Annotated in this window: 19 protein-coding genes; 12 read left to right on the forward strand and 7 right to left on the reverse strand. The window is 71.3% G+C overall.

Annotated elements, in window-relative coordinates; all coding sequences use genetic code 11:
- Positions 1 to 104 precede the first annotated feature (104 nt).
- A complete protein-coding gene (locus BM393_RS00540) occupies positions 105 to 2,102 on the forward strand; it encodes an acetyl/propionyl/methylcrotonyl-CoA carboxylase subunit alpha (protein WP_091720030.1) in 1,998 nt (665 codons plus the stop codon).
- Positions 2,103 to 2,143: 41 nt separating this feature from the next.
- Complete coding sequence (locus BM393_RS00545; protein WP_091720034.1) at positions 2,144 to 3,055, forward strand: hydroxymethylglutaryl-CoA lyase; 912 nt, start codon at positions 2,144 to 2,146, stop codon at positions 3,053 to 3,055.
- A gap of 75 nt (positions 3,056 to 3,130) precedes the next feature.
- On the opposite strand, the gene BM393_RS00550 is transcribed toward BM393_RS00545, so the two are convergent.
- Both BM393_RS00550 and BM393_RS00555 read right to left on the reverse strand, forming a co-directional pair.
- Positions 3,131 to 3,346, reverse strand: coding sequence for a hypothetical protein (locus BM393_RS00550; protein ID WP_091720037.1), 216 nt, complete (start codon positions 3,344 to 3,346; stop codon positions 3,131 to 3,133).
- A 221-nt stretch (positions 3,347 to 3,567) separates the two neighbouring features.
- Positions 3,568 to 4,014 (reverse strand): VOC family protein, encoded by a 447-nt coding sequence (locus BM393_RS00555; protein WP_091720040.1) that lies wholly within the window; start codon positions 4,012 to 4,014, stop codon positions 3,568 to 3,570.
- 148 nt (positions 4,015 to 4,162) lie between these two features.
- Here BM393_RS00555 and BM393_RS00560 point away from each other — a divergent pair, with 148 nt between their 5' ends.
- Positions 4,163 to 4,741, forward strand: a complete 579-nt coding sequence (locus BM393_RS00560) for a hypothetical protein (protein WP_091720042.1) — start codon at positions 4,163 to 4,165, stop codon at positions 4,739 to 4,741.
- 38 nt (positions 4,742 to 4,779) lie between these two features.
- Here the strand turns inward: BM393_RS00560 and BM393_RS00565 are convergent, their stop codons facing one another.
- The gene (locus tag BM393_RS00565) at positions 4,780 to 5,364 is read right to left on the reverse strand and encodes a hypothetical protein (RefSeq protein WP_141225179.1); all 585 of its coding nucleotides are present in this window, start codon (positions 5,362 to 5,364) and stop codon (positions 4,780 to 4,782) included.
- 142 nt (positions 5,365 to 5,506) lie between these two features.
- On the opposite strand from BM393_RS00565, the gene BM393_RS00570 reads away from it, so the two are divergent.
- The 3 genes from BM393_RS00570 (at position 5,507) to BM393_RS00580 (ending at position 7,794) form a co-directional block, all read left to right on the forward strand.
- Entirely contained in the window at positions 5,507 to 6,997 is a 1,491-nt protein-coding gene (locus BM393_RS00570; protein WP_091720047.1) for a C25 family cysteine peptidase, read from the forward strand.
- On the forward strand, positions 6,987 to 7,277 hold the full coding sequence (locus BM393_RS00575) for a hypothetical protein (protein ID WP_091720050.1): 291 nt from the start codon (positions 6,987 to 6,989) through the stop codon (positions 7,275 to 7,277). The genes BM393_RS00570 and BM393_RS00575 overlap by 11 nt, the downstream gene beginning before the upstream one ends.
- Positions 7,278 to 7,488: 211 nt before the next feature.
- Positions 7,489 to 7,794, forward strand: a complete 306-nt coding sequence (locus tag BM393_RS00580) for a YqjD family protein (RefSeq protein WP_091720058.1) — start codon at positions 7,489 to 7,491, stop codon at positions 7,792 to 7,794.
- Here the strand turns inward: BM393_RS00580 and BM393_RS00585 are convergent.
- Positions 7,781 to 10,147, reverse strand: coding sequence for a bifunctional diguanylate cyclase/phosphodiesterase (locus tag BM393_RS00585; RefSeq protein ID WP_091720059.1), 2,367 nt, complete (start codon positions 10,145 to 10,147; stop codon positions 7,781 to 7,783). The genes BM393_RS00580 and BM393_RS00585 overlap by 14 nt on opposite strands.
- A 165-nt stretch (positions 10,148 to 10,312) precedes the next feature.
- On the opposite strand from BM393_RS00585, the gene BM393_RS00590 reads away from it, so the two are divergent.
- Together BM393_RS00590 and BM393_RS00595 are read left to right on the forward strand one after the other, a co-directional pair.
- The gene (locus tag BM393_RS00590; protein WP_175538135.1) at positions 10,313 to 10,708 is read left to right on the forward strand and encodes a phage holin family protein; all 396 of its coding nucleotides are present in this window, start codon (positions 10,313 to 10,315) and stop codon (positions 10,706 to 10,708) included.
- Positions 10,705 to 11,115, forward strand: coding sequence for a hypothetical protein (locus tag BM393_RS00595; RefSeq protein ID WP_141225180.1), 411 nt, complete (start codon positions 10,705 to 10,707; stop codon positions 11,113 to 11,115). Before BM393_RS00590 ends, BM393_RS00595 begins: the two co-directional genes overlap by 4 nt.
- A 7-nt stretch (positions 11,116 to 11,122) precedes the next feature.
- Here the strand turns inward: BM393_RS00595 and BM393_RS00600 are convergent, their stop codons facing one another.
- On the reverse strand, positions 11,123 to 13,573 hold the full coding sequence (locus tag BM393_RS00600; RefSeq protein WP_404932362.1) for a YgiQ family radical SAM protein: 2,451 nt from the start codon (positions 13,571 to 13,573) through the stop codon (positions 11,123 to 11,125).
- Between the two features lie 135 nt (positions 13,574 to 13,708).
- Positions 13,709 to 14,449, reverse strand: a complete 741-nt coding sequence (locus BM393_RS00605; RefSeq protein WP_091720067.1) for a TetR family transcriptional regulator — start codon at positions 14,447 to 14,449, stop codon at positions 13,709 to 13,711.
- A 278-nt stretch (positions 14,450 to 14,727) separates the two neighbouring features.
- On the opposite strand from BM393_RS00605, the gene BM393_RS00610 reads away from it, so the two are divergent.
- The 3 genes from BM393_RS00610 to BM393_RS00620 are packed head-to-tail and all read left to right on the forward strand — an operon-like array spanning position 14,728 to position 20,569.
- The gene (locus BM393_RS00610) at positions 14,728 to 15,936 is read left to right on the forward strand and encodes an efflux RND transporter periplasmic adaptor subunit (protein ID WP_254783359.1); all 1,209 of its coding nucleotides are present in this window, start codon (positions 14,728 to 14,730) and stop codon (positions 15,934 to 15,936) included.
- Between the two features lie 29 nt (positions 15,937 to 15,965).
- Positions 15,966 to 19,151, forward strand: coding sequence for an efflux RND transporter permease subunit (locus tag BM393_RS00615; protein ID WP_091720076.1), 3,186 nt, complete (start codon positions 15,966 to 15,968; stop codon positions 19,149 to 19,151).
- Positions 19,152 to 19,177: 26 nt separating this feature from the next.
- Entirely contained in the window at positions 19,178 to 20,569 is a 1,392-nt protein-coding gene (locus tag BM393_RS00620) for an efflux transporter outer membrane subunit (RefSeq protein WP_254783154.1), read from the forward strand.
- Positions 20,570 to 20,640: 71 nt separating this feature from the next.
- Here the strand turns inward: BM393_RS00620 and BM393_RS25525 are convergent, their stop codons facing one another.
- The gene (locus BM393_RS25525) at positions 20,641 to 21,096 is read right to left on the reverse strand and encodes a hypothetical protein (protein WP_091720085.1); all 456 of its coding nucleotides are present in this window, start codon (positions 21,094 to 21,096) and stop codon (positions 20,641 to 20,643) included.
- Positions 21,097 to 21,346: 250 nt separating this feature from the next.
- On the opposite strand from BM393_RS25525, the gene BM393_RS00630 reads away from it, so the two are divergent.
- Positions 21,347 to 22,426: a sensor domain-containing diguanylate cyclase gene (locus BM393_RS00630; protein ID WP_091724889.1), complete on the forward strand. Its 1,080-nt coding sequence runs from the start codon at positions 21,347 to 21,349 to the stop codon at positions 22,424 to 22,426.
- Positions 22,427 to 22,468 lie beyond the last annotated feature (42 nt).

Below are 22,468 nucleotides of genomic sequence, written 5' to 3' on the forward strand. Positions count from 1 at the left end.
CGCCGCGCCGCCCCGGACGAGCGCATCGCGCCGTCCGGGCGCACCCGGCGCCGAGCGGCCACAAGCCGCGACGCGCCGAGGACCTGAAGCATGAGGAGACACCCGTGTTCAAGAAGATCCTGATCGCCAACCGTGGCGAAATCGCCTGCCGCGTCGCGGCCACCGCGCGCCGACTGGGCGTGAAGACGGTCGCCGTCTATTCCGATGCGGACGCGCGCGCGCGCCACGTCCATGCCTGCGACGAGGCGGTGCGCATCGGCGGTCCCGCGCCGCGCGACAGCTACCTGCAGTGGCAGCGCATCCTCGAGGCGGCCAAGGCCACCGGGGCCGAGGCGGTCCATCCGGGCTACGGCTTCCTGAGTGAGAACGAGGAGTTCGCGCAGGCCTGCGCGGACGCGGGCCTGGCGTTCATCGGCCCGCCGCCGGCGGCGATCCAGGCGATGGGCCTGAAGGCTGAATCGAAGCGCCTGATGGAGCAGGCCGGCGTGCCGCTGGTGCCGGGCTATCACGGTGCGGACCAGGACCCGGCGCTGCTGCGCCGCGAGGCGCAGCGCATCGGCTACCCGGTGCTGATCAAGGCCAGCGCCGGCGGTGGCGGCAAGGGCATGCGGGCGGTGCATGCGGACGAGGACTTCGAGGCCGCGCTCGCGTCCTGCAAGCGCGAGGCGATCAACAGCTTCGGCGACGACGCGGTGCTGATCGAGCGTTACGTCCAGCGGCCGCGCCACATCGAGATCCAGGTCTTCGGCGACAGCCACGGCGAGTGCGTCTACCTGTTCGAGCGCGACTGCTCGGTGCAGCGCCGCCATCAGAAGGTGCTGGAGGAGGCGCCCGCGCCCGGCATGACGGCCGAACGCCGCGCCGAGATGGGCGCCGCCGCGGTCGCGGCCGCGAAGGCGGTCGGGTATCAGGGCGCGGGCACGGTCGAGTTCATCGCCGAGCAGGACGGCCGGTTCTACTTCATGGAGATGAACACCCGGCTGCAGGTCGAGCATCCGGTGACGGAGGCCATCACCGGGCAGGACCTGGTGGAGTGGCAGCTGCGCGTCGCGGCGGGCCAGCCGCTGCCGCTCAAGCAGCACGAGCTGCGCATGCACGGCCACGCGATCGAGGCCCGCATCTGCGCCGAGAACCCCGAAGGCGGTTTCCTGCCGGCGACCGGCACGCTGTCGGTGGCGCGCTGGCCGGCGCACGAGGCCTTCCGCCGCGCGGCGGTACGCATCGATTCGGGCGTGGGCGAAGGCGACGCGATCAGCCCGTTCTACGATTCGATGATCGCCAAGCTGATCGTCTGGGGCGAGACGCGCGAGCAGGCGCTGGCGCTGCTGGACGCGTCGCTGCGGGACACGCACATCGTGGGCCTGCACACCAACGTCGCCTTCCTGCGGCGCTGCGCGGCGACGGCGTCCTTCGCGCATGCCGACCTGGACACCGCGCTGATCGAGCGCGAGAAGGACGCGCTGTTCGGCCAGCCCGGGCTGCCGCTGGCCGAGGCCGCCGCCGCGGTCGTCGCCCACACGCTGGCCGAGGAGTCGGCCACCGAGTCCGCCGACCCGTGGAGCCGCCGCGATGGCTGGCGCCTGTTCGGCGCGGCGCAGCGGCGCTTCGAGCTCGACGTCGATGGCGTGCATCACCAGGTGCTGCTGTCGCGGCACCATCACGGCGGGCTGTCGTTGACGCTGCCGGGCGGCGCGGCCGGGGAGGCGATCGCGCTGGCGGTGCGCTCGGCTTCGCCGGAGCGGCATGAGCTGCATCTGAACGAGCGGCGCGTCGCGGTGTCGACCTACAAGGTCGGCGAGCAGGTGGCGGTGTTCGGCGCGCACGGCTCGGCGCTGGTGACCGAGGTCGACGTCATCGCCCATGCGGGCGAGGGGGGATCGGAAGGCGGTCGGCTGACCGCGCCGATGCCCGGCAAACTGGTCGCCTTCCTGGCGCAGGCGGGGGACACGGTTGCCAAGGGTCAGCCGCTGGCGGTGATGGAGGCGATGAAGATGGAACACACGATCACCGCGCCGCGCGACGGCGTCGTCGCGGAGCTGCTCTTCGCGGTCGGAGACCAGGTCGGCGACGGCGCCGAACTGCTGCGGCTGCAGGCAGCCTGAAGACCTCGCACGCGATACGTCAGAAGCCCAAGGATCACGCCATGACCACATTGCCTGCACGAGTCACCCTGGTCGACGTCGGCCCGCGCGACGGCCTGCAGAACGAGAAGGACACCGTCGCCACCGCCGACAAGGCCCGGCTGGTGTCGCTGCTGCAGGACGCGGGCCTGAAGGAGATCGAGGTCACCAGCTTCGTCTCGCCGAAGTGGGTGCCGCAGATGGCCGACAACACCGCCGTGATGGCCGCCATCGAGCGCCGCCCCGGCGTGCGCCACAGCGTGCTGGTCCCCAACATGAAGGGCCTGGAAGGCGCGCTGCCGGCCCGGCCCGATGAGATCGTGGTCTTCGCCGCCGCGTCCGAGGCCTTCTCGCAGAAGAACATCAACTGCTCGATCGCCGAGAGCATCGAGCGCTTCGCCCCGGTCGTGGCCGCGGCCCACGAGGCCGGCATCAAGGTGCGCGGCGCGCTGTCGTGCGCGGTCGGCTGCCCCTACCAGGGCGAGGTCTCGGCCGACGAGGTCGAGCGCGTCGTGAAGCTGATGAAGGACATCGGCGTCGACCACCTCGGCGTCGCCGACACGATCGGCGTGGGCACGCCGCGCAAGGTGCAGGCGGCGATGGAGCGGGCGCTGAAGCATTACCCGCTGGTCGAGGTCAGCGGACATTTCCACGACACCTACGGCCAGGCGCTGACCAACATCTATGCCTGCCTGGAGCTCGGCATCCACACCTTCGACGCCAGCGTGGCCGGCCTGGGCGGCTGCCCGTATGCGAAGGGCGCGACCGGCAACGTCGCGACCGAGGACGTGGTGTTCCTGCTGAACGGCCTGGGCATCGAGACCGGCATCGACCTGGACAAGCTGGTCGATGCGGGCGCCTTCATCTCGGGCGTGCTGGGTCGCCCGCCGGTGTCGCGCGTGGGCAAGGCGGTGCTGGCCAAGCGCAAGGGCTGATCGCCGCGAGGCGGCCCCGCCTCGCCGAGCCCATTGGCCGCCGTCGCGGGAGGCGGCTCGCGCTCCTGAACCGCCTCAACCGGCGTCGCGCCTGCTGCCGCGGCCGCGCGCCAGCGCCACCAGTTGAAAGACGGCGGATGCCAGCAGTACCGGGCCGGCGAAGCGGGCAAACCAGCCGTCGGTGTGATTGGCGCCCGGCACGATGCCGAGCAGCGCCAGCCCGACCAGGGCCTGGCTGACCGCGCCGATGAGCCACAGGAGCGTCCGGAAGCGGGAGTTGTCGTTGCGCATGAGTGGGAAAGGGGCGGTCCGCCCCGGGGATGGATGTCGTGCCGGGAAGCGTACGTTGGCGGCCATCGACCACCAAACCCACCGGAGGGGGAATGGTTCAGACGGCCTCAGGCCCTCGTGCAGGATGCATCCGAGACGCGTGACCAAAGCATGCGCGCGACGTGGAGGCGCGGTGAGTTCGAACTTCTTTACCTCCGCGCCGGATCGACCGGCCGACGCCGTCAGCCCCGCACGCGCTCCACGAACCACCACAGGTGGCCGTCGAGGTCGAGCACGCCGTAGTTCTTGTCGGCCCAGTACTCGGGCCCGTAGTCCTCGACCTTGGGCTCGTGGACGATGGTGGCGCCCGCGCGGCGCGCTCGCTCGCAGTGCGCGTCCGCGTCGTCGACGTAGAGCATCAGGCTCTGCGTGTTGGCGCCGCCGACGCCCTTCGGGCTGCGCAGCGGGATGCCGAAGCGCTGCGAGTGCTGTCCTTCGCCGCCTTCGGCGACCATGATCAGCGCCTCGCCGAAGGTCAGCTGGCTGTGGACGACCGAGCCGTCGTCGCCGTCGATGCGCAGCTGCAGCTCGAAGCCGAAGGCCTCGCACAGCCAGGGGATGGCCTTGGCGGCGCTCTCGTAGAACACGGCGCTGGACAGACGCGGCCAACCGGCGGGCGTGGGCTTCATGGCGACTCCCTGATCGAGGAAACATCCAGCATAGGCGTCGCCTCCCGGCGTCCGCAAGCCTGAGCGGCGACATCCCTCTCCGGGCGGTGTCGAACCACCCGTGCGGTGGACCAACCCATCCGGCTTTCCACCTCCTGAAGGCAGCCGGATGGATGTCTCCCTGCGACCGATCGAAGGCCCCTGGACCGCGGGTTATGTGCTGGACCGGACGCTGCTCGCCAGCGCCTACCTCGGCGAGGACCCGGCCGGGCGGCCGCGCATCACGACCACCCGCACCGAGGTCGGCGAGGCGCTGTTCCAGCTCAAGCACCGCGGCGACCTCTCCAAGGCCGAGCCGCTGGCCCGCGCGCTGCGCCTCCGCGCGCTGCCGCGCCTCGGGCCGATCGGCTTCATCGTGCCGATGCCGCCGTCACGCGCCCGGCCCTGGCAGCCCGTGGCCCTGGTGGCGCGCGCGCTGGGGCAGCAACTGCGCGTGCCGGTGTTCGAGCGCCTGCTGCTCAAGGCGCCGCAGGCCAGCGCGGCGCGCGCTTGCGCCACCCGTGAAGAGACGCTGGGGTGGCTCGTCGCCACCTTCTCGCTGCACGACGAGATCCGCAACCCGGGACGATGGAACGCGCTGCTCATCGATGACCACATCGACACCGGCGTCACCCTCGAGGCCGCCAGCCGCGTCCTGCGCCAGTACCCGAAGGTCGCGCAGCTGTACGTCGCCGTGCTGACCTCCTAGCGGGCGGCCCGCTCGGCCGGGCCGCTAGTCCGGGCCGCTCAACTGGCGGCGAGGGTCTGGCCGACGCTGTCGCGGAACTTCGCCGCGCGCTCGGCGTCCGCATGCGCCTCGATGCGCTCGCAGCACTGGTGGACCCACTCCTGGAAGCGGCTTTCGGTGTCGACCTGGCGGACCAGGTCACGGAGCTCGCCCTCGCGGCCGGCCAGCATCCGCGTGACCAGGTCCAGCGCGAAGAACTTGGTGGCGACCAGGCGCTTGGCACGCGCCTGCGCCTCGCGCGCCAGGGCGGCCGCTTCGGCGACCTCGTCCGCGTCCACGGCCTGGATCGCGGACGCCGTCGACGTCGACGCCGACGCCGACGCCGGTGCCGGTGCCGGTGCCGCGGCGGCCACCGCGGGCTTGAGGGCCCGCGGCAGCTCCACCAGGCCCTGGTCGACCAGCCGCGACAGGCCGTCGTCGCCCAGGCCCAGCCCGCGGGCCAGGCGCTGCAACTCCTGCGCGTCGCGCTTGCCGTCGACGGTGATGAGCAGCGCTCGCAACGCGGGCGCCAACTGGCGCTGGCCCGGCGCCAGCATCTGGCGCGCCAGCTCGGTCTTGCGGGGAGGAGTAACAGAAGTTTGCATGGCGGGCCGGATGTTGCGAAGGCCGCATGCAGGCTTGATGACAGTCCGGCGTAGGCCTCCCCAGCTTGTGGATTGCCGCACGCGCCGCCGCTGCCTACGATCCGGCTTTCCGGGCGCCGTCCCGGGCGGGGAGGGACTTCACATGGACAAGCTGGTCATCGTTCATCGCGGCGCGCTGCGCGCCAAGTACGGCGCCACCGCGCTGGCGAAGGTCGACGCGGCGCTGAAGGCGTTGGCCACCGCGGACAAGCGGCGTGGCGTCGACACGCTGGTGGTGGCGGTCGACCTCGCCTCCGCGATGAAGCCTTACGGCGCCGCACCGGTGCCGGCCCGGCCCGACGCCAAGGCGCTGAAGACGGCCATCGACGCGCTGGCCCGCGCCCGCCAGCCCCACTACCTGATGCTGCTGGGCGGCCCCGACCTGCTGCCGATGGTGCCGCTGAAGAATCCGGCCCACGGCGGCGAGCTGGGCGACGAGGACCGCATCGTCCCCAGCGACCTGCCTTATGCCTGCGAGGCCGCCTACTCGACCGATCCGAACCGGTTCCTCGGGCCGACGCGGGTCGTCGGGCGGCTGCCCGACCTGCCCGGCGCGACGCGGCCCGACCTGCTGCTGCAGCTGATCCGCGCGGCGTCCCGCCACAAGGGCCTGCCGCGCGCGTCCTTCGTGGACAGCTTCGCGCTGTCGGCCGAGGTCTGGCAGGGCTCGACGCGGCTCAGCCTGACCAACACCTTCGGCCATGCGGACGGGCTGCGCCTGTCGCCGCCGGACGGGCCGAAGTGGAACAAGGCGGACCTGGCGCCGCGCATGCACTTCATCAACTGCCACGGCGCCGCGGACATGCCGGAGTACTACGGCCAGCGGGGCGAGGATTTCCCGGTCTCGATGCGCTCGGCGCTGCTGCGCGACCGGGTCACGGCGGGCACCGTGGTCGCCGCGGAATGCTGCTATGGCGCGCAGCTCTTCGATCCGGCGCTGGCCGACGGCGACTGGCCCATGGCCCTGCGCTACCTGACCGACGGCGCCTGCGCCTTCCTCGGCAGCACCACCATCGCCTACGGACCGAGCGACGGGAACGGCTCCGCCGACCTGCTGTGCCAGTACTTCCTGCAACGCGTGCTGGCCGGGGCCTCGCTGGGCCGGGCGCTGCTGGAGGCGCGTCAGAAATTCGCCGGCGAGCGCACCCACCTCGACCCGATGGACCTCAAGACGCTGGGGCAGTTCTACCTGCTGGGCGACCCGTCGCTGCAGCCGGTGGCCGGCGTGTCACATGCGCTGGCCCGCACCAAGGCCTTCCGCAAGGCCTTCGCCACCGTCGAGGACCGCGGCGTGCGCGGCCTGCGCCGTGAGCGCCTGGAGCGCGAGGGTCGCAACCTGGCGCGCTCGCTGCCGCGCCTGCTGCCCACCGAGGCGGCGCCGGCCCCGGCCGTGCTCGAGGCGGTGCGGCCCATGCTCAAGGAATCCGGCCTGGACGCCGAGCACTGCGCGCGGGTCAGCTACCGGATCTCCGGCGCCCCCGGCCATCGGGCGATCCATGTCTACAAGGGCTGGGTCGAACGCCGCCTGCTGGCGCTGATCGCGACCGAGCAGGACGGGCGGCTGCTCCATGTGAGGCGCATGCATGCCCGCTGATCGCGACGCCGCCCAAGACGGCACCGCCGAGTGCCTGCGCGGACGCCTGTGCCGCGAGCGCCTGGACCTCGGCAGCAAAAGCGAGCGCCTGGCGGTGCTGCTGGTCGTCGACGACGGCGACCGGGTCGTGCTGCGCCGCGCCGGCGCCAATCCCTTCCGCGATCCGGAACTGGAAGCGCTGGAGGGCCAGGTCTTGATCGTCGAAGGGGAACGGCGCAGCAGCTATTTCCTGGTGCGCCGCTATACCGTTTGCGGCGACGATCCCCCTTCCTCGGGATGAGCGAACGGCTGGCGCCGCCCAATGGGTGCCCAGGCCGGGAGCGAAATCTGCCGGAGACCCACCGAGCCTCGCGCATCGTCAAAACCGTGTGCCGCGGTCGGACACCCGTCAGGGCGACTTGCCGGAGGTTGCTCGGCAGACGTACAACCGGACTTTGTTCCGCGCCGATGCGCGTCCTGATCCTCACAACCCGACCAAAAGGAGCCCGCCCATGGCCAAGACCTCTCCCTCCGACCGCCTGCTGTCCGACCTGCACCAGGTGGTGACCGACGCCGAGTCGCTGCTGCGGGCCACCGCCGACCAGACCAGCGCCGGCGCGTCCGAACTGCGCGCGCGCGTGCAGTCGACGCTGGATCGCGCCAAGTCCAGCCTGGGCGAGTTCCAGTCCGCCGCGGTCGAGCGCGCCAAGGCCGCCAGCAAGGCGACCGACGACTACGTGCACGACAACCCCTGGCAGTCGATCGGCGTGGCCGCCGGCGTGGGCCTGCTGCTGGGCCTGCTGATCAGCCGCCGTTGATCGGCGACGCCGTGGCGCTGGACGCCGCGGCACAGGGGGCGACGCAAGGCGCCCCCGCCACCGGCTGGGCCGCCGTCGCCGTCGCTGCTGCGGGCGCGGGGTCCAGTGCCCAGGATTTGGGCGCGGCCAGCCAGCGATCGAGTTCCTCCGCCGGCATCGGCTTGGCGAACAGCCAGCCCTGGCCTTCGTGACAGCCCAGCGCCAGCAGGTGCTGGCGCTGTTCCTCGGTCTCGATGCCCTCGGCGACGACCCGCATGCCGAGGCTGCAACCCAGGTTCACCACCATCTGCGCGATGGTCGCGCCGGCCGCCGAGCTCTGCGCCTCGCGCACGAAGGCGCGGTCGATCTTGAGCCGCTCGACGTCCAGCCGCCGCAGCTGGCTCAGCGACGAGAAGCCGGTGCCGAAGTCGTCGATCGCGACCGACGCGCCGGTGCCGCGGATCTCCGCCAGCACGCGCAGCACGGCCGAAACCTCCTCCATCGCCATCGATTCGGTGATCTCCAGCTCCAGCGCCGCGCCGGGCACGTCGGCATCGGCCAGCGCGCGCCGGACGGTGTCGATGAAGGCGGGATGGCGGAACTGCGCCAGCGAGATGTTCACCGCGATGCGGAAGTCGGCGTAGCCGGCATCGCGCAGCTGGCGCACCTGGCGGCAGGCGGCGCGGAGCACGAATTCGCCGATCGGGACGATCAGGCCGGACTGCTCCGCCAGCGGGATGAACTGGTCGGGCGGGACGAATTTGCCATCGGCGGTGCGCCAGCGCAGCAGCGCCTCCGCGCCGATGACGCGCAGCGAGGCGAGCTCCACCTGCGGCTGGTACACGACGAACAGCCGGCGCTCCTCGAAGCTGGCGCGCAGGCCCTTGAGCAGCTTGAAGCGCTCGCGGGCGTCGATGCCCATCTCCGGCGAAAAGTATTGCGATGCGCCGCGGTTGCCCGCCTTGGCGCGCTTGAGCGCGATCTGCGCGTCCAGCAGCAGTTCCGAGCCCAGCGTCCGGGACTGGGCCAGCCGCACCAGCCCGGTGGTGGCGGACAGCTGCAGGCGCTCGCCCGCGACGGTGAAGGGGTCGTCGAAGACGCCGCCGATGCGGTGGCCGTTGACCATGTCGTCGGGCCCGAGCAGCCCGAAGGCGTTCGACGAGATCCGCGCCATCGCGGTGTTGAAGCCCAGCCGCTGCGCCAGCCGCTGGGAGACCGCCTGCAGCACCTGGTCGCCGAAGCGGTGGCCGAAGGCGTCGTTGACGTCGGCGAAGTCGTCCAGGTCGATCAGCGCGAGCGTGATGCCCTCGGGCGACTTGAGGTTGTGCTCGAGCAGCTCGATGAAGCGGGTGCGGTTGGGCAGCTGCAGCAGCGGGTCGTTGTAGGCCTGGTCGGTCAGCTGCGTGTACAGCATGACGTTCTCGAAGCCGACGGCGATGTTGGAGCAGAACGCGCGCAGCAACTGGCGGTCGAGCTCGTCGAGCTCGCGCTGCACCTCGACCAGCGCCGCCATGGCGCGGCCGCTGGGCAGGCCGAAGAACAGCACGGTGCAGCCGTCCTCGTGCAGGTTGTGGCCGACGGCCAGGCAGCGCGCCAGCAGGTCGCGCACCTTGCCCGCCGGCACCGCGTGCAGCGGGCGATTGATCAGCGAGCTGTACTGGCCGGCGGCCGCGATGACGCGGGCATCGCCGCTGGCGTCGTTGTGCGCCTGCACGCAGACCAGCCCTTCCGGCAGCGTGCCCAGCAGCGCGCACAGCTGCGTCACCACGCCCTCGGCGAAGCGGTGCAGCCCGTGCTGGCGGCCGAGCTCGGTGCTGGCCTCGACGATCATCTCCAGCCCCTGCCGGTTGGCTTCCAACGCGCGGATCTGGCGGTAGGAGCGGATCGCCGCCGTCAGCACGGTGTACAGCCGCGTGCGGGTCAGCTCCGACTTGGTCTTGTAGTCGTTGATGTCGTAGGCCTGGACCGTCTCGATCTCCGGCGCGTAGCCGGGCTGGCCGGTGCGCAGCACGATGCGCACGGCGCGCAGGCGCAGTTCCTCGCGGATGTGGCGCACCAGCTGGAGGCCGGCGTCGTCGGACTCCATCACGACGTCCAGCAGGACGACGGCGATGTCGGGCTCCTGGCGCAACAGCGCGCGCGCCTCGGCCGCGGACTTCGCATGCAGGAAGGCCAGCGGCTGGCCCTCGACCTGCAGGCCCTGCATGGCCAGCTCGGTGGCCTTGTGGACGTCGGTGTCGTCGTCGACGATCAGCACCCGCCAGGGCTTGCGTGGCGGGAGGTCGTCGAGGACGGCGTGCTCGTGGTCGTCCAGGAACTGCAGCAGGTCGTCGTCCTCGACGACGTCGGAGTGCGTGTGCTGGCGATCAGGCATTGAATCAACCTTGAAAGGCCGGCCGCGCGGGGTCCGCGCAACCAAGCGTTACCGCACTGTAGCCCAAGGCCTGGAGCCGGTATGGACAAAGAACGCCCTCGTTTCCCCCGATTCAGTGATAGCTTCCGCACACCGGAGGGGCCGGACACAGAGGAGAGACGTTCGATGGAATCACGCGATCCGGGGCTGACGGAGCGGCTGCGGCGGATGGCCGAGCGGGCGCTTGAACTGGCCCGCGTGCGGCTGGAGCTGCTGGGCGTCGAGCTGCAGGCGGAGCTGCTGCGCCTGTTCGGCGCCTTGACCGCGCTGCTGCTGGCGCTGCTGCTGGGCGTGGCCGCGCTGCTGATGCTGGTCTTCGCCGCGCTGCTGTGGGTGCCCGATGCCTGGCGCGCGCCGCTGGGCGCCGGCCTGGGCGCGGCCTTCCTGCTGGGGGCGGTGGGCAGCTGGTATTGGGCGAAGCGCCAGTTGGCGGCGGGGCGGCCGTTCGCGGCCAGCGTGGCGGAGCTGGCGCGCGATCAGCGCGCGCTCGAGCCCGAGACGGAGCCGGGGGCGCGGCCATGATGTGGGGCGATGCGCGCCAGCGGCTGAAGCTGCGGCAGCTCGAGCTGCAATTGCGCAGCGCAGAGCTGCGCCTGGGGCTCCTGCACGAGGCGCGGGCGCTCGAGCGCCCGATGCAATGGGCCGAACGCGGTCATGCGCTCTATCGCCTGGCGGGCAGCCTGCCGCGCCTGTGGCGCACGGTGGCGGCGCTGGCCGCGGCGGGCGGCCTGGCGGGACTGACGCGCGCCTTCCGCCGGCGCGATCCCGAGGCCGCGGACAGCCCGCCGGGCCGCATCGCGCGGCTGTGGGCGTGGCTGAGCCTGGGATGGAAGGTGTGGCAGTGGGTGAAGCCCACGCCGGCGACCGAGGCCGCCGACAGCGCGACACCGGGCGCCTGCCCGACGTCCCCCTCGACGCCCGCCCGCTGACGCCGCGTCAGCGCGGACCGCGCTTCGCGCCCGGCTTGCCCGCCGGCTTGGCGAAGGGCTTGCCGGCCGGTCGCGCGGCGGCGCCGGCCGGACGCTGCGGCGCGCGAGCCGCGCCCGTCTCGCGCGGCGGCAGGCCGGTGTGCTGCGTGAGCAGCTGGCCGGCGCGCGGCTTGTTCGGCGCGACCTTCTGCCCGGCGTTGGTCGAGTTCTTCCGGCGCGCCGACTCGTAGCCGCCGTCCGTGCCCGTGGGCTGGAAGGTCGGGATCAGGTGATGCTTGCCGTTGCCGATCAGGTCGGCGCGGCCCATGTCCTTGAGCGCCTCGCGCAGCAGCGGCCAGTTGTTCGGGTCGTGGTAGCGCAGGAAGGCCTTGTGCAGGCGCCGCCGGCGCTCACCCTTGACGATGTCGACCGGCTCGCTGTCGCGTGTCACCTTCTTGAGCGGGTTCTTGCCCGAGTGGTACATCGCCGTGGCCGTGGCCATCGGGCTCGGGTAGAAGGTCTGCACCTGGTCCGCGCGGAAGCCGTTGCGCTTGAGCCAGAGCGCCAGGTTCATCATGTCCTCGTCGGCCGTGCCCGGATGCGCCGCGATGAAGTAGGGGATCAGGAACTGCTTCTTGCCGGCGGCGGCGCTGGCCTGCTCGAACAGCTGCTTGAAGCGGTCGTAGGTGCCGATGCCCGGCTTCATCATCTTGGACAGCGGGCCGCCCTCGGTGTGCTCGGGCGCGATCTTCAGGTAGCCGCCGACGTGGTGCGTCACCAGCTCCTGGATGTACTCGGGCGATTCGATCGCCAGGTCGTAGCGCAGGCCCGAGCCGATCAGGATCTTCTTCACCCCGCGCAGCGCCCGGGCGCGGCGGTACAGCTTGATCAGCGGGCCGTGGTCGGTGTGCAGGTTGGGGCAGATGCCCGGATAGACGCAACTGGGCTTGCGGCAGGCGGCCTCGATCTCGGGGCTCTTGCAGCCGATGTGCCACATGTTGGCCGTCGGGCCGCCCAGGTCCGAGATGATCCCGGTGAAGCCCTTGACCTTGTCGCGGATGTCCTCGATCTCGCGAATGATCGAGTCCTCGCTGCGGCTCTGGATCACGCGGCCCTCGTGCTCGGTGATCGAGCAGAAGGTGCAGCCGCCGAAGCAGCCGCGCATGATGTTCACGCTGAAGCGGATCATTTCCCACGCCGGGATCTTGGTCCCGTGGTCGTGGCTGCCGTTCTCGTCGGCATAGACCGGATGCGGGCTGCGCGCGTAGGGCAGGTCGAAGACGTGATCCATCTCGACCGTCGTCAGCGGGATGGGGGGCGGGTTCAGCCAGACGTCGCGGTCGACGCCGCCCGACGAATGCCGCTGCACCAGCGCGCGGGCATTGCCCGGGTTGGTCTCCAGGTGCAGCACGCGGTTGGCGTGGGCGTAGAGGACCGGATCGCTCTTGACCTGCTCGTAGGCGGGCAGGCGGATCACGGTGCGGTCGCGCGGCGTCACGAGCGCGCGGCCGTCGCTGCCGTTCCTGGCCAGCGTCTGGCGGACGATCTTGATCGGCTTGATCTCCGGCATGCCGGCCGCGGCGGCCGAGGCGCCGCCCGCGCCGCCCGCGCCCGCGGCCTGCGCCTGCTGCTTCGAGCAATCGGTGCCCTGGTCGGCGGCCGCTTCCTCGGTCGTCATGTAGGGGCTGAGCAGCGCATCGATCTTGCCGGGCGCGTCGACTTCGGTGGAGTCGATCTCGAACCAGCCGTCCAGCGACGCGTCGTCGGGCCTGCGCATGAAGGCGGTGCCGCGCACGTCGGTGATCGATTCGATGGGCTTCTTCTGCGCCAGGCGGTGGGCGATCTCGATGATGGCGCGCTCGGCATTGCCGTAGACGAGCAGATCGGCCTTGGAATCCACCAGGATCGAGCGCCGGACCTTGTCCTGCCAGTAGTCGTAATGCGCGATGCGGCGCAGCGAAGCCTCGATGCCGCCGATGATCACGGGGACGTCCTTGAACGCCTCCTTGCAGCGCTGGGTGTAGACCAGCGTCGCGCGGTCCGGCCGCTTGCCTGCGGCGCCGCCCGGCGTGTAGGCGTCGTCCGAGCGGATCTTCCGGTCGGCCGTGTAGTGGTTGATCATCGAATCCATGTTGCCGGCCGCCACGCCGAAGAACAGGTTGGGCTTGCCCAGGGCCCGGAACGGATCCGCCGAATTCCAGTCCGGCTGCGCGATGATTCCGACCCGGAATCCCTGCGCCTCCAGCGTGCGCCCGATCACCGCCATGCCGAAGCTGGGGTGGTCCACGTAGGCGTCGCCGCTGACGATGATGATGTCGCAGCTGTCCCAGCCCAGTTGCGTCATCTCCTCGCGCGACATCGGCAGGAAGGGCGCGGGGCCGAAGCGCTTGGCCCAGAACGGGCGGTACGCGGTCAGCGCCTTCTGGCCGGTCTTCTTCAGATCGGACAGCGGACGGGTGGGGGGCGGGGCGATGGACACGGCGGCGGCTCGGGCGTGGGCAACCGGTTATTGTCGCCGCACCCTGGGGTTTCCCTGAGGGGACCCTGCACAAATGCAGGGCTTTCCACCGGATTAACGGTTAATCGCGACGATGGACGCCGCGTCCGGCGACGTTCAGTGGTCGTCGCCGTCGTCGCCGTCGTCGCCGCGGTCGTCTTCCGCCCGATTGGCCGAGCACACCGGCTGGCGCCCCAGCGCGCCGCGCTCGGCGGCGGTCAGCGGCGCGAAGCGGTTCGGCACCGCCACCGTCAACGAGGAGAGGTAATGCTCCAGCCGCGCCTGCCCGACCTCGATCAGGTCGAAGGCCTCCGGATCCAGCATCCAGTGGTGCAGCAGCCCGCCCACCAGCGCCATCAGGCCGATCGCCGCCTGCTGCGAGTCCACCTCCGCCGGCAACTGGCCCAGCGCCTTGGCGCGCTCGAAGGCCTCGCGGTTGTGGCCGGTCCATTCGCGGTGCGCGGCGACCTTGCGCTCGCGCACCGTGGCCATTTCGCCGACGAACTCGACCCGCGTGTTGGCGATCTCGAAGGCGCGGCGTGTGCGAGCGTTGAACGCTGCGCAGTGCATGACGTTCATCAGGCGCAGCCGCAAGTCGTCCAATGGCCGGTCCGGACCGGGCGAGACCGAGGCTTCGAAGTCCTCCTCCAGCGGCATGGTGGCGCGTTCCATCATGGCGTTGAAGAGTTGGACCTTGTCCTCGAAGTGCCAGTAGACGGCGCCACGCGTCACGCCGGCGGCCTGCGCGATGTCCTGCAGCGAGGTGCGCGAGACGCCGCGTTCATGGAACAGCTGCTCCGCGGCGTCCAGCAGGCGGGCGCGGGTTTCCTGGGCTTCTTGTTTGGTTCGGCGGGCCATGGGGCGCGATTGTAGAAGCACGTTCCAGAAACATACATGCATGAATGTATGTATATACTGCGCGACTTTGGGTCGAACCGTGACGGCGCCAGGCGTCGTGGCGGGGAGGGCCCGGGCTTGCCGGAAGCGGCCGCCGATCTCCCGCCTGGCGACGTCGCGCCGGGCCGCTCATCCGAAGAACTGATCTGTACTGCGAGAGGAATCCCATCGTGATGTCTACCCCTCTGACAAAAGCAACGCCGGGGTCGGAGCGCCCGAGCCTGAAGGCCGGCGCGCGCATGCTCTACCTGCTGCCGCTGGTGATCTCGATCGCGGCGGTGCTGACCGCCTGCGGCAAGGACGAGGCGGCGGCCGGCAAGGGCGGGCCGGGCGGCGGCGGGATGCCGCCGGCCAATGTCGGCGTGGTCACGGTGGGCCAGCAGGCGGTCGCGCTGCAGACCGAGCTGCCGGGCCGGGTCGAGGCGCTGCGCACCGCGCAGGTCCGGGCGCGCGTCAACGGCGTGGTGCTCAAGCGGCTCTTCACCGAAGGCTCGGAGGTCAAGGCCGGCCAGGCGCTGTTCCTGATCGACCCGGCGCCCTACCAGGCGCAGTTCGACAGCGCCAATGCCAACCTCGCCAAGGCGCAGGCCAACGAGGCGCAGGCCGCCGCGCAGGCCGCGCGCAACAAGCCGCTGGCCGACGCGAAGGCGATCAGCCAGCAGGAATACATCACCTCGGTGGCGACCGCCAAGGCCGCCGCGGCCGACGTGGCCGCCGCCAAGGCCGCCGTCGTGCAGGCCAAGCTGAGCCTGGACTACGCCCACGTGTACGCGCCGATCTCGGGCCGCATCGGCCGCGCGCTGGTGACCGAGGGCGCGCTGGTCGGCGCGTCCGACGCGACGCAGCTCGCGCTGATCCAGCAGGTCAGCAGCGTCTACGTCAACTTCACGCAGTCGGCCAACGAGGTGCAGGCGATGCGCCGCGCGCTGGCCGCGGGCCAGTTGCGCAGCGCGGGCGCGAATGCGGCGCAGGTCGAGGTTGTCGGCGACGACGGCACCGTCTACCCGCGCACCGGCAAGCTGCTGTTCACCGACCTGAGCGTCGATCCGACCTCCGGCCAGGTGACGCTGCGCGCCGAGGTGCCCAACCCCGACGGCCTGCTGCTGCCCGGCCAGTACGTGCGGGTGCGCGTCGCGCAGGCGGAGCTGCCCTCGGCGGTGCTGCTGCCGCAGCAGGCGGTGACGCGCGGCTCCACCGGCGACACGGTGCTGGTGGTCGGCCCCGACAACAAGCCCGCCCCGCGCAAGGTCAAGATCGGCAACGCGATCGGCAACCAGTGGGTGGTGCTGGACGGCCTCAAGCCCGGTGAGAAGGTCATCGCCGACGGCTTCCAGAAGATGTTCGTGCCGGGGGCGCCGGTGAATCCGGTGCCGTTCAACCCGGCCAGCGCGGCGTCCGGAGCGGCCTCCGGCGCGGCGCCCGCCGCCTCCGGCGCGGCGAGCCGCTGAGCGCCTGACGCTCAGGAAGGATCCAAGACATGGCACGTTTCTTCATTGATCGCCCCATCTTCGCGTGGGTGATCGCCCTGTTCATCCTGGTCTTCGGCGGGGTGGCGATCACCCAGCTGCCGGTGGCGCAGTACCCGACCGTGGCGCCGCCCTCGCTGGTGATCTCCGTGGCCTACCCCGGCGCGTCGGCCAAGACGCTGGACGAGGCGGTGGTCTCCGTCATCGAGCAGGAGCTCAACGGCGCGCCCGGCCTGGCCTACATGGAATCGATCAGCCAGGCCAACGGCACCGGCTCGATCACGGTGACCTTCGAGTCCGGCACCAACATCGACCTGGCGCAGGTCGAGATCCAGAACCGCCTCTCGCGCGCCACGCCGCGCCTGCCGGCAGCGGTCACCCAGCAGGGCGTGCGCGTGGACAAGTCGCGCTCCAACTTCCTGCTGTTCGTGACCATGGCGTCCCAGGACGGCTCGATGGACCCGATCGCGCTGGGCGACTACGCCGCCCGCAACATCGTCCCCGAGATCCAGCGCATCCCCGGCGTGGGCCAGGCGCAGCTGTTCGGCTCCGAGCGCGCGATGCGCATCTGGCTGGACCCGGCCAAGATGCAGTCCTACAACCTCAGCCCGGCCGAGGTCAGCGCCGCCGTCTCCGCGCAGAACGCGCTGGTGCCGGCCGGCGTGCTGGGCGACCGCCCGAACACGAGCAGCCAGACGATGTCGGCCACCATCGTGGTCAAGGGCCAGCTCGAGGACAAGGCGCAGTTCGAGAAGATCGTCCTGCGCGCCAACACCGACGGCTCCAAGGTGCTGCTCAAGGACGTCGCCCGCATCGAGCTGGGCGGCCAGAGCTACGCCACCTACACCCGCCTGAACGGCCAGCCCTCCACCGGCATCGGCGTGCAGCTCTCGCCCACCGGCAACGCGCTGGGCACCGCCACCGCGATCAAGCAGCGGATGGAGGAGCTGAAGAAGTACTTCCCCGCGGGCGTCGTCTACACCGTCCCGTACGACTCGTCGAAGTTCGTGAAGATCTCGATCTCGCAGGTCGTCGAGACGCTGGTGGAAGCCATCATCCTGGTGTTCCTGGTGATGTACCTGTTCCTGCAGGACTGGCGCTACACGCTGATCCCGACGCTGGTGGTGCCGGTGGCGCTGCTGGGCACCTTCGGCGTGATGCTGGCGCTGGGCTTCTCGATCAACGTGCTGACGCTGTTCGGCATGGTGCTGGCGATCGGCATCCTGGTCGACGACGCGATCGTCGTCGTCGAGAACGTCGAACGCATCATGAGCGAGGAGGGCCTGAGCCCGCGCGAGGCGACCAAGAAGGCGATGGGCCAGATCTCCGGCGCCATCATCGGCATCACCACGGTGCTGATCGCGGTGTTCGTGCCGATGGCGTTCTTCGCCGGCTCGGTGGGCAACATCTACCGCCAGTTCTCGCTGGCGATGGTGGCCTCGATGGCGCTGTCGGCGCTGATGGCGCTGTCGCTGACGCCGGCGCTGTGCGCGACGCTGCTCAAGCCGGTCGAGGCGGGCCACCACCACGAGAAGCGCGGCTTCTTCGGCTGGTTCAACCGTGGCTTCTCGCGCACCGCCAAGGGCTACGAGGGCTGGGTGGCCAGGCTGCTCAAGCGCAGCGGCACGATGATGGTGGCCTTCGCCGCGGTCGTCGCGGTGGTGGGCTGGCTGTACATCCGCATGCCCACCTCCTTCCTGCCGAACGAGGACCAGGGCTACCTGATCGTCAACGTGCAGCTGCCGCCGGGCGCGACCTCCAACCGGACCGAGGCCGCCGTCGCCGCCGTCGAGAACTTCCTGCACAAGCAGCCGGAAGTGGCCGACACCATCGGCGTGATCGGCTTCTCCTTCTCCGGCCAGGGCCAGAACGCCGCGCTGGTGTTCGTGCCGCTCAAGCCGTGGGAGGAGCGCAAGGGCAAGGACCACAGCGCGCAGGCGCTGGCCGGCCGCGTGATGGGCGCGATGATGGTGGGCGTGCGCGACGCGTTCATCTTCCCGCTCTCGCCGCCCCCGATCCCGGAACTGGGCACCGCCACCGGCTTCGCGCTGCGCCTGCAGGACCGCGGCGGCCTCGGCCACGAGGCCCTGCTCAACGCGCGCAACCAGCTGATGGGCATGGCGCAGAAGAGCAAGATCATCACCGGCATGCGGCCCGACGGCCTGGAGGACGCGCCGCAGCTGCAGGTCGACATCGACCGCGACAAGGCGCAGGCGCTGGGCGTCGGCTACGACACGATCGCGCGCACGCTGGGCATCCAGCTGGGCTCGACCTATGTCAACGACTTCCCCAGCACCGGCCGCATGCAGCGCGTGGTGGTGCAGGCCGACGCGCCCAAGCGCATGACGCCGGAGGACGTGCTGGCCATCAACGTGACCAACGCGCAGGGCGCCAACGTGCCGCTGTCGGCCTTCGCCTCCAGCCGCTGGATCACCGGCCAGATGCAGGCCACCCGCTACAACGGCTATCCGGCGATGCGCCTGGCCGGCGACGCGGCGGCCGGCGCCTCGACGGGCCAGGCGATGAAGGAACTCGAGTCGATGATCCGCCAGCTCCCGCCGGGCATCGGCTACGAGTGGACCGGCCTGTCGCGCGAGGAGCAGCTCTCCGGCTCGCAGGCCGGCATCCTGCTGGCGTTCTCGCTGCTGGCGGTGTTCCTGTGCCTGGCCGCGCTCTACGAGAGCTGGTCCATCCCGCTGTCGGTGATGCTGGTGGTGCCGCTGGGCCTGCTGGGCGCGCTGCTCGGCGCGACGCTGCGCGGCATGCCCAACGACGTGTACTTCAAGGTCGGCCTGATCACCATCATCGGCCTGTCGGCGAAGAACGCGATCCTGATCATCGAGTTCGCCAAGGACCTGCAGGCGCAGGGCAAGGGGCTGGTGGAGTCGGTGCTGGAGGCGGCGCACCTGCGCTTCCGCCCGATCATCATGACCTCGATGGCCTTCATCCTGGGCGTGACGCCGCTGTTCTTCGCCTCGGGCGCGGGCTCGGCGAGCCAGCGGGCGATCGGCACCGGCGTGCTGTCGGGCATGGTGACCGCGACGGTGCTGGCGGTGGTGTTCGTGCCGGTGTTCTTCCTGGTGGTGCGCCGCTTCTTCAAGGGCAGCGAGCGCCAGCAGAAGCTGTACTCGCATGAGCTCGACGGCCCTGACGCGACCCGGGCCGCCCACGCCGCGAAGAACGCGGACGGAGTCTGACGATGATGAAAAGAAAACTCTCAGTGATGGCCGCGGCCGCCGCCACGGTGGCGCTGCTGGCGGGCTGCGTGAACCTGGCGCCCGAGCACCAGCGCCCCGAGGCGCCGGTGGCGCCGCAGTGGCCCCAGGGCCCGGGCGCCGAGGCGGCCGACGCCAAGGCCGCCACCGAGCTGCAATGGCAGCAGTTCTTCCGCGACGAGCGGCTCAAGCAGCTGATCGACCTCGCGCTGAAGAACAACCGCGATCTGCGCGTGGCGCTGCTGAATGTCGACGTGGCGCGGGCGCAGGCCAACGTCACGGCGGCCAACCGCTGGCCGACGGTCAACCTCGGACTGTCGGCGCAGCGCGGTCCGCAGACCACGTCCAGCGGCGACAGCCAGATCGTCAGCGTCTACCAGGCGGGGCTGCAGGTCACGTCCTACGAGCTCGACCTGTTCAGCCGGGTCAAGAACCAGAGCGCCGCGGCCTTCGCCCAGTACCTGGCGACGGACGAGGCGGCGCGCTCGGCGCGGATCAGCCTGGTCGCGGGCGTGGCCCAGGCCTACCTGGCGGTGCAGGCCGACGAGGAACTGCTGGCGCTCACGCGCCAGACGCTGGCCACGCGCGAGGACAGCCTCAAGCTGATGCAGCTGAAGTTCGACAACGGCGCCGCGTCCAACCTGGACCTGAGCACTGCCAGGTCATCCTATGAATCGGCGCGGGCCACCCTCGCGCAGGCCGAGCGCACGCGCCAGCAGGACCTGAACGCGCTGACGCTGCTGGTGGGGCAGACCCTGCCGGACGCGCTGCCGCAAGCGCGCCCGCTGAGCGACCAGACCATGGGCGCGCTGCTGGCGGGCGTGCCCTCGCAGGTGCTGGTGGGCCGGCCCGACGTGCGCCAGGCCGAGCAGCAGCTGGTGGCGGCCGAGGCCAACATCGGCGTCGCCCGCGCGGCCTACTTCCCGAGCATCACGCTGACCAGCAGCGTGGGCACGGCCAGCAGCGCGCTGAAGGACCTGTTCAGCCAGAGCGCGTGGAGCATCGCGGGCTCGGCGCTGATGCCGATCTTCGACGCGGGACGGGTGAAGAACAACGTCGCGGCGGCCAGGGCCAATCGCGAGATCGCGGTCGCCCAGTACGAGAAGACCGTGCAGACGGCCTTCAAGGAAGTGGCCGACGCGCTGGCGGGCCGCGCGACGCTGGACGAGCAGCTCCGCGCCCAGGACGCGCAGGCCGCGGCGGAGGCGACCCGCCTCGAGCTGGTGGACCTGAGCTACCGCAACGGCGCGGCGTCCAGCCTGGACCTGCTGGACGCGCAGCGCGCCAGCTTCGCGGCGCAGCAGGCGGCGCTGCAGGTGCGCCTGGCGCAGCTGCAGAACCAGGTGCAGCTCTACAAGGTGCTGGGCGGCGGCCTGGACCCGGCGCGCCAGCCGTCCTGAGGCCGGCGGCGGCCCCGCCCGCGCTCCGGCGCCGGACCGCATCGCGGCCGGCGCCGTTTTTCATCCGGCGCTCATTGCCCCAGCGTGTCGGTGCGGCGCCAGCTCGAGCCGCTGCCGCGACCCTGGGCCTGCGGGCGGCCGAGTTGCATGATCTCGATGGCGTGGCAGGCCGCTTCGGTGGCGTAGCTGAGGGCTTCGTTCTCCGTCGCCCAGACGGCGTCGAGCGAGGGGTGGACGACGTCCTCGGCGCCGGTCGCCGGGCCGGCTCCGAGCGCGGCCCCGCCGGACGCCGCTGCCTCGCGCGCCGGAGCGGCGTCCATCGCCGCGCGCCGTGCCGGCGGTGCTTCCAGCTCCTCACCGAACGCGTCGTTGGCGGCCGGTCCGCCGCCGAGGAATTCATGATCGGTCGCGTCATGGCGCCGTCGCCCGGTATCCAGCAGCTGGTAGCGGCCAAGGTAGGCGCCGCCGGGCGTGGGCGTCGATTCGACCCGGTACGAGACGCCGCGGTACTGTCCGTCGCGTTGCATGGGGGTTCTCCCTGTGCCTTCGATGAAGCGTTCGCGGCAATTCACACGCCCGGCGCGCATGCGGACCCCGACGCCCCAGGCCCGGCGGGCGCGCTCGGCGCACATGCAGGGGCGTAGCCCGCCGCGCCGGGACGGCGATGTCCTCGGCCGCATCCGGCGGACGGCGCCAACGCCATGACGGACGGCGTCCGGTGACGCGGCGCAGTTGTGACAACATCGGCGGCTTCAGTCCCGACCTTCGATGCCGATCTTGGATGCCCTGCTCGCCCGCCTGACCTCGACCGTGCCGGTCGCCCGGAACCTGGACCAGCTCACCCGCCCGCTGCTGGAGATGCTGGGCTCGATCACCGGACTCGAATCGACCTACCTGACGACCATCGACCTGCGCGCCGGCGAGCAGCACGTGCTGATCGCGCGCAACACCGGCGCGATGACCATCCCCGAGGGGCTGACGGTGGCCTGGTCCGACACCCTGTGCAAGCGCGCGCTGGACGCCGGCCGCATGGCCACCAGCGACGTGGCGGACTGCTGGGGGGACTCCGACGCGGCGCGACAGCTGGGCATCCAGACCTATGTCAGCGCGCCGGTGCGCGACGACGGCGGCGCGCTGATGGGCACGCTGTGCGCGGCCAGCGCGCAGCGCCGGCCGATCGCACCGGAGGCGGAGTCGCTGCTGCGGCTGTTCTCCTCGCTGGTGGGGCAATTCCTGCAGCGCGAGCGGCTGGTGGCGGACCTGCGCGCCGCCAACGAGCAGCTGGCGACCTACGCGCTGACCGACGCGCTGACCGGCCTGCCGAACCGCCGCGCGCTGTTCGACGAGCTGCAGCGCCAGCTGCAGCGAGCCGCGCGCGACGGCACCTGCGTGCTGCTGGGCTGCATCGACCTGGACGGCTTCAAGACCGTCAACGACCAGCTCGGCCATCACCGCGGCGACCTGTTCCTGCGCGAGATGGCCCAGCGCCTGTCGCTGGAGCTGCGCGGCTCGGACATGCTGGCGCGGGTCGGTGGCGACGAGTTCGTGGTCGTCGGACCCGGCGTGGCGCTGGGCGGGGCCTCGTCCGCGCAGGCGCCGCTGCTCGATCGTGGCGAGCCGGCCCAGGCGGCGCGCACGCTGGAGCAGCGCGCGTCGCTCGCCAGCGTCGGGCGCTTCGAACTGGAAGGCCATGCGCTGCAGTACGCCGGCGCGAGCGTCGGCGTTGTCGCGCTGGACCCGACCGGGCTCAGCGTCGAACAGGCCCTGCACCTGGCCGACGAGCGCATGTACGACGTGAAGCGCGCCCGCCGCCGCAGCGTGATCGTGCCCGCGGTCATCGCGCAGGCGGCGGACTGATCCGCCGCTACGACCTGGCCGCGTGATGGCGTGAGCTCGGGG

The organism is Mitsuaria sp. PDC51, assembly GCF_900113225.1.
Taxonomy (GTDB): Bacteria; Pseudomonadota; Gammaproteobacteria; order Burkholderiales; family Burkholderiaceae_C; genus Roseateles.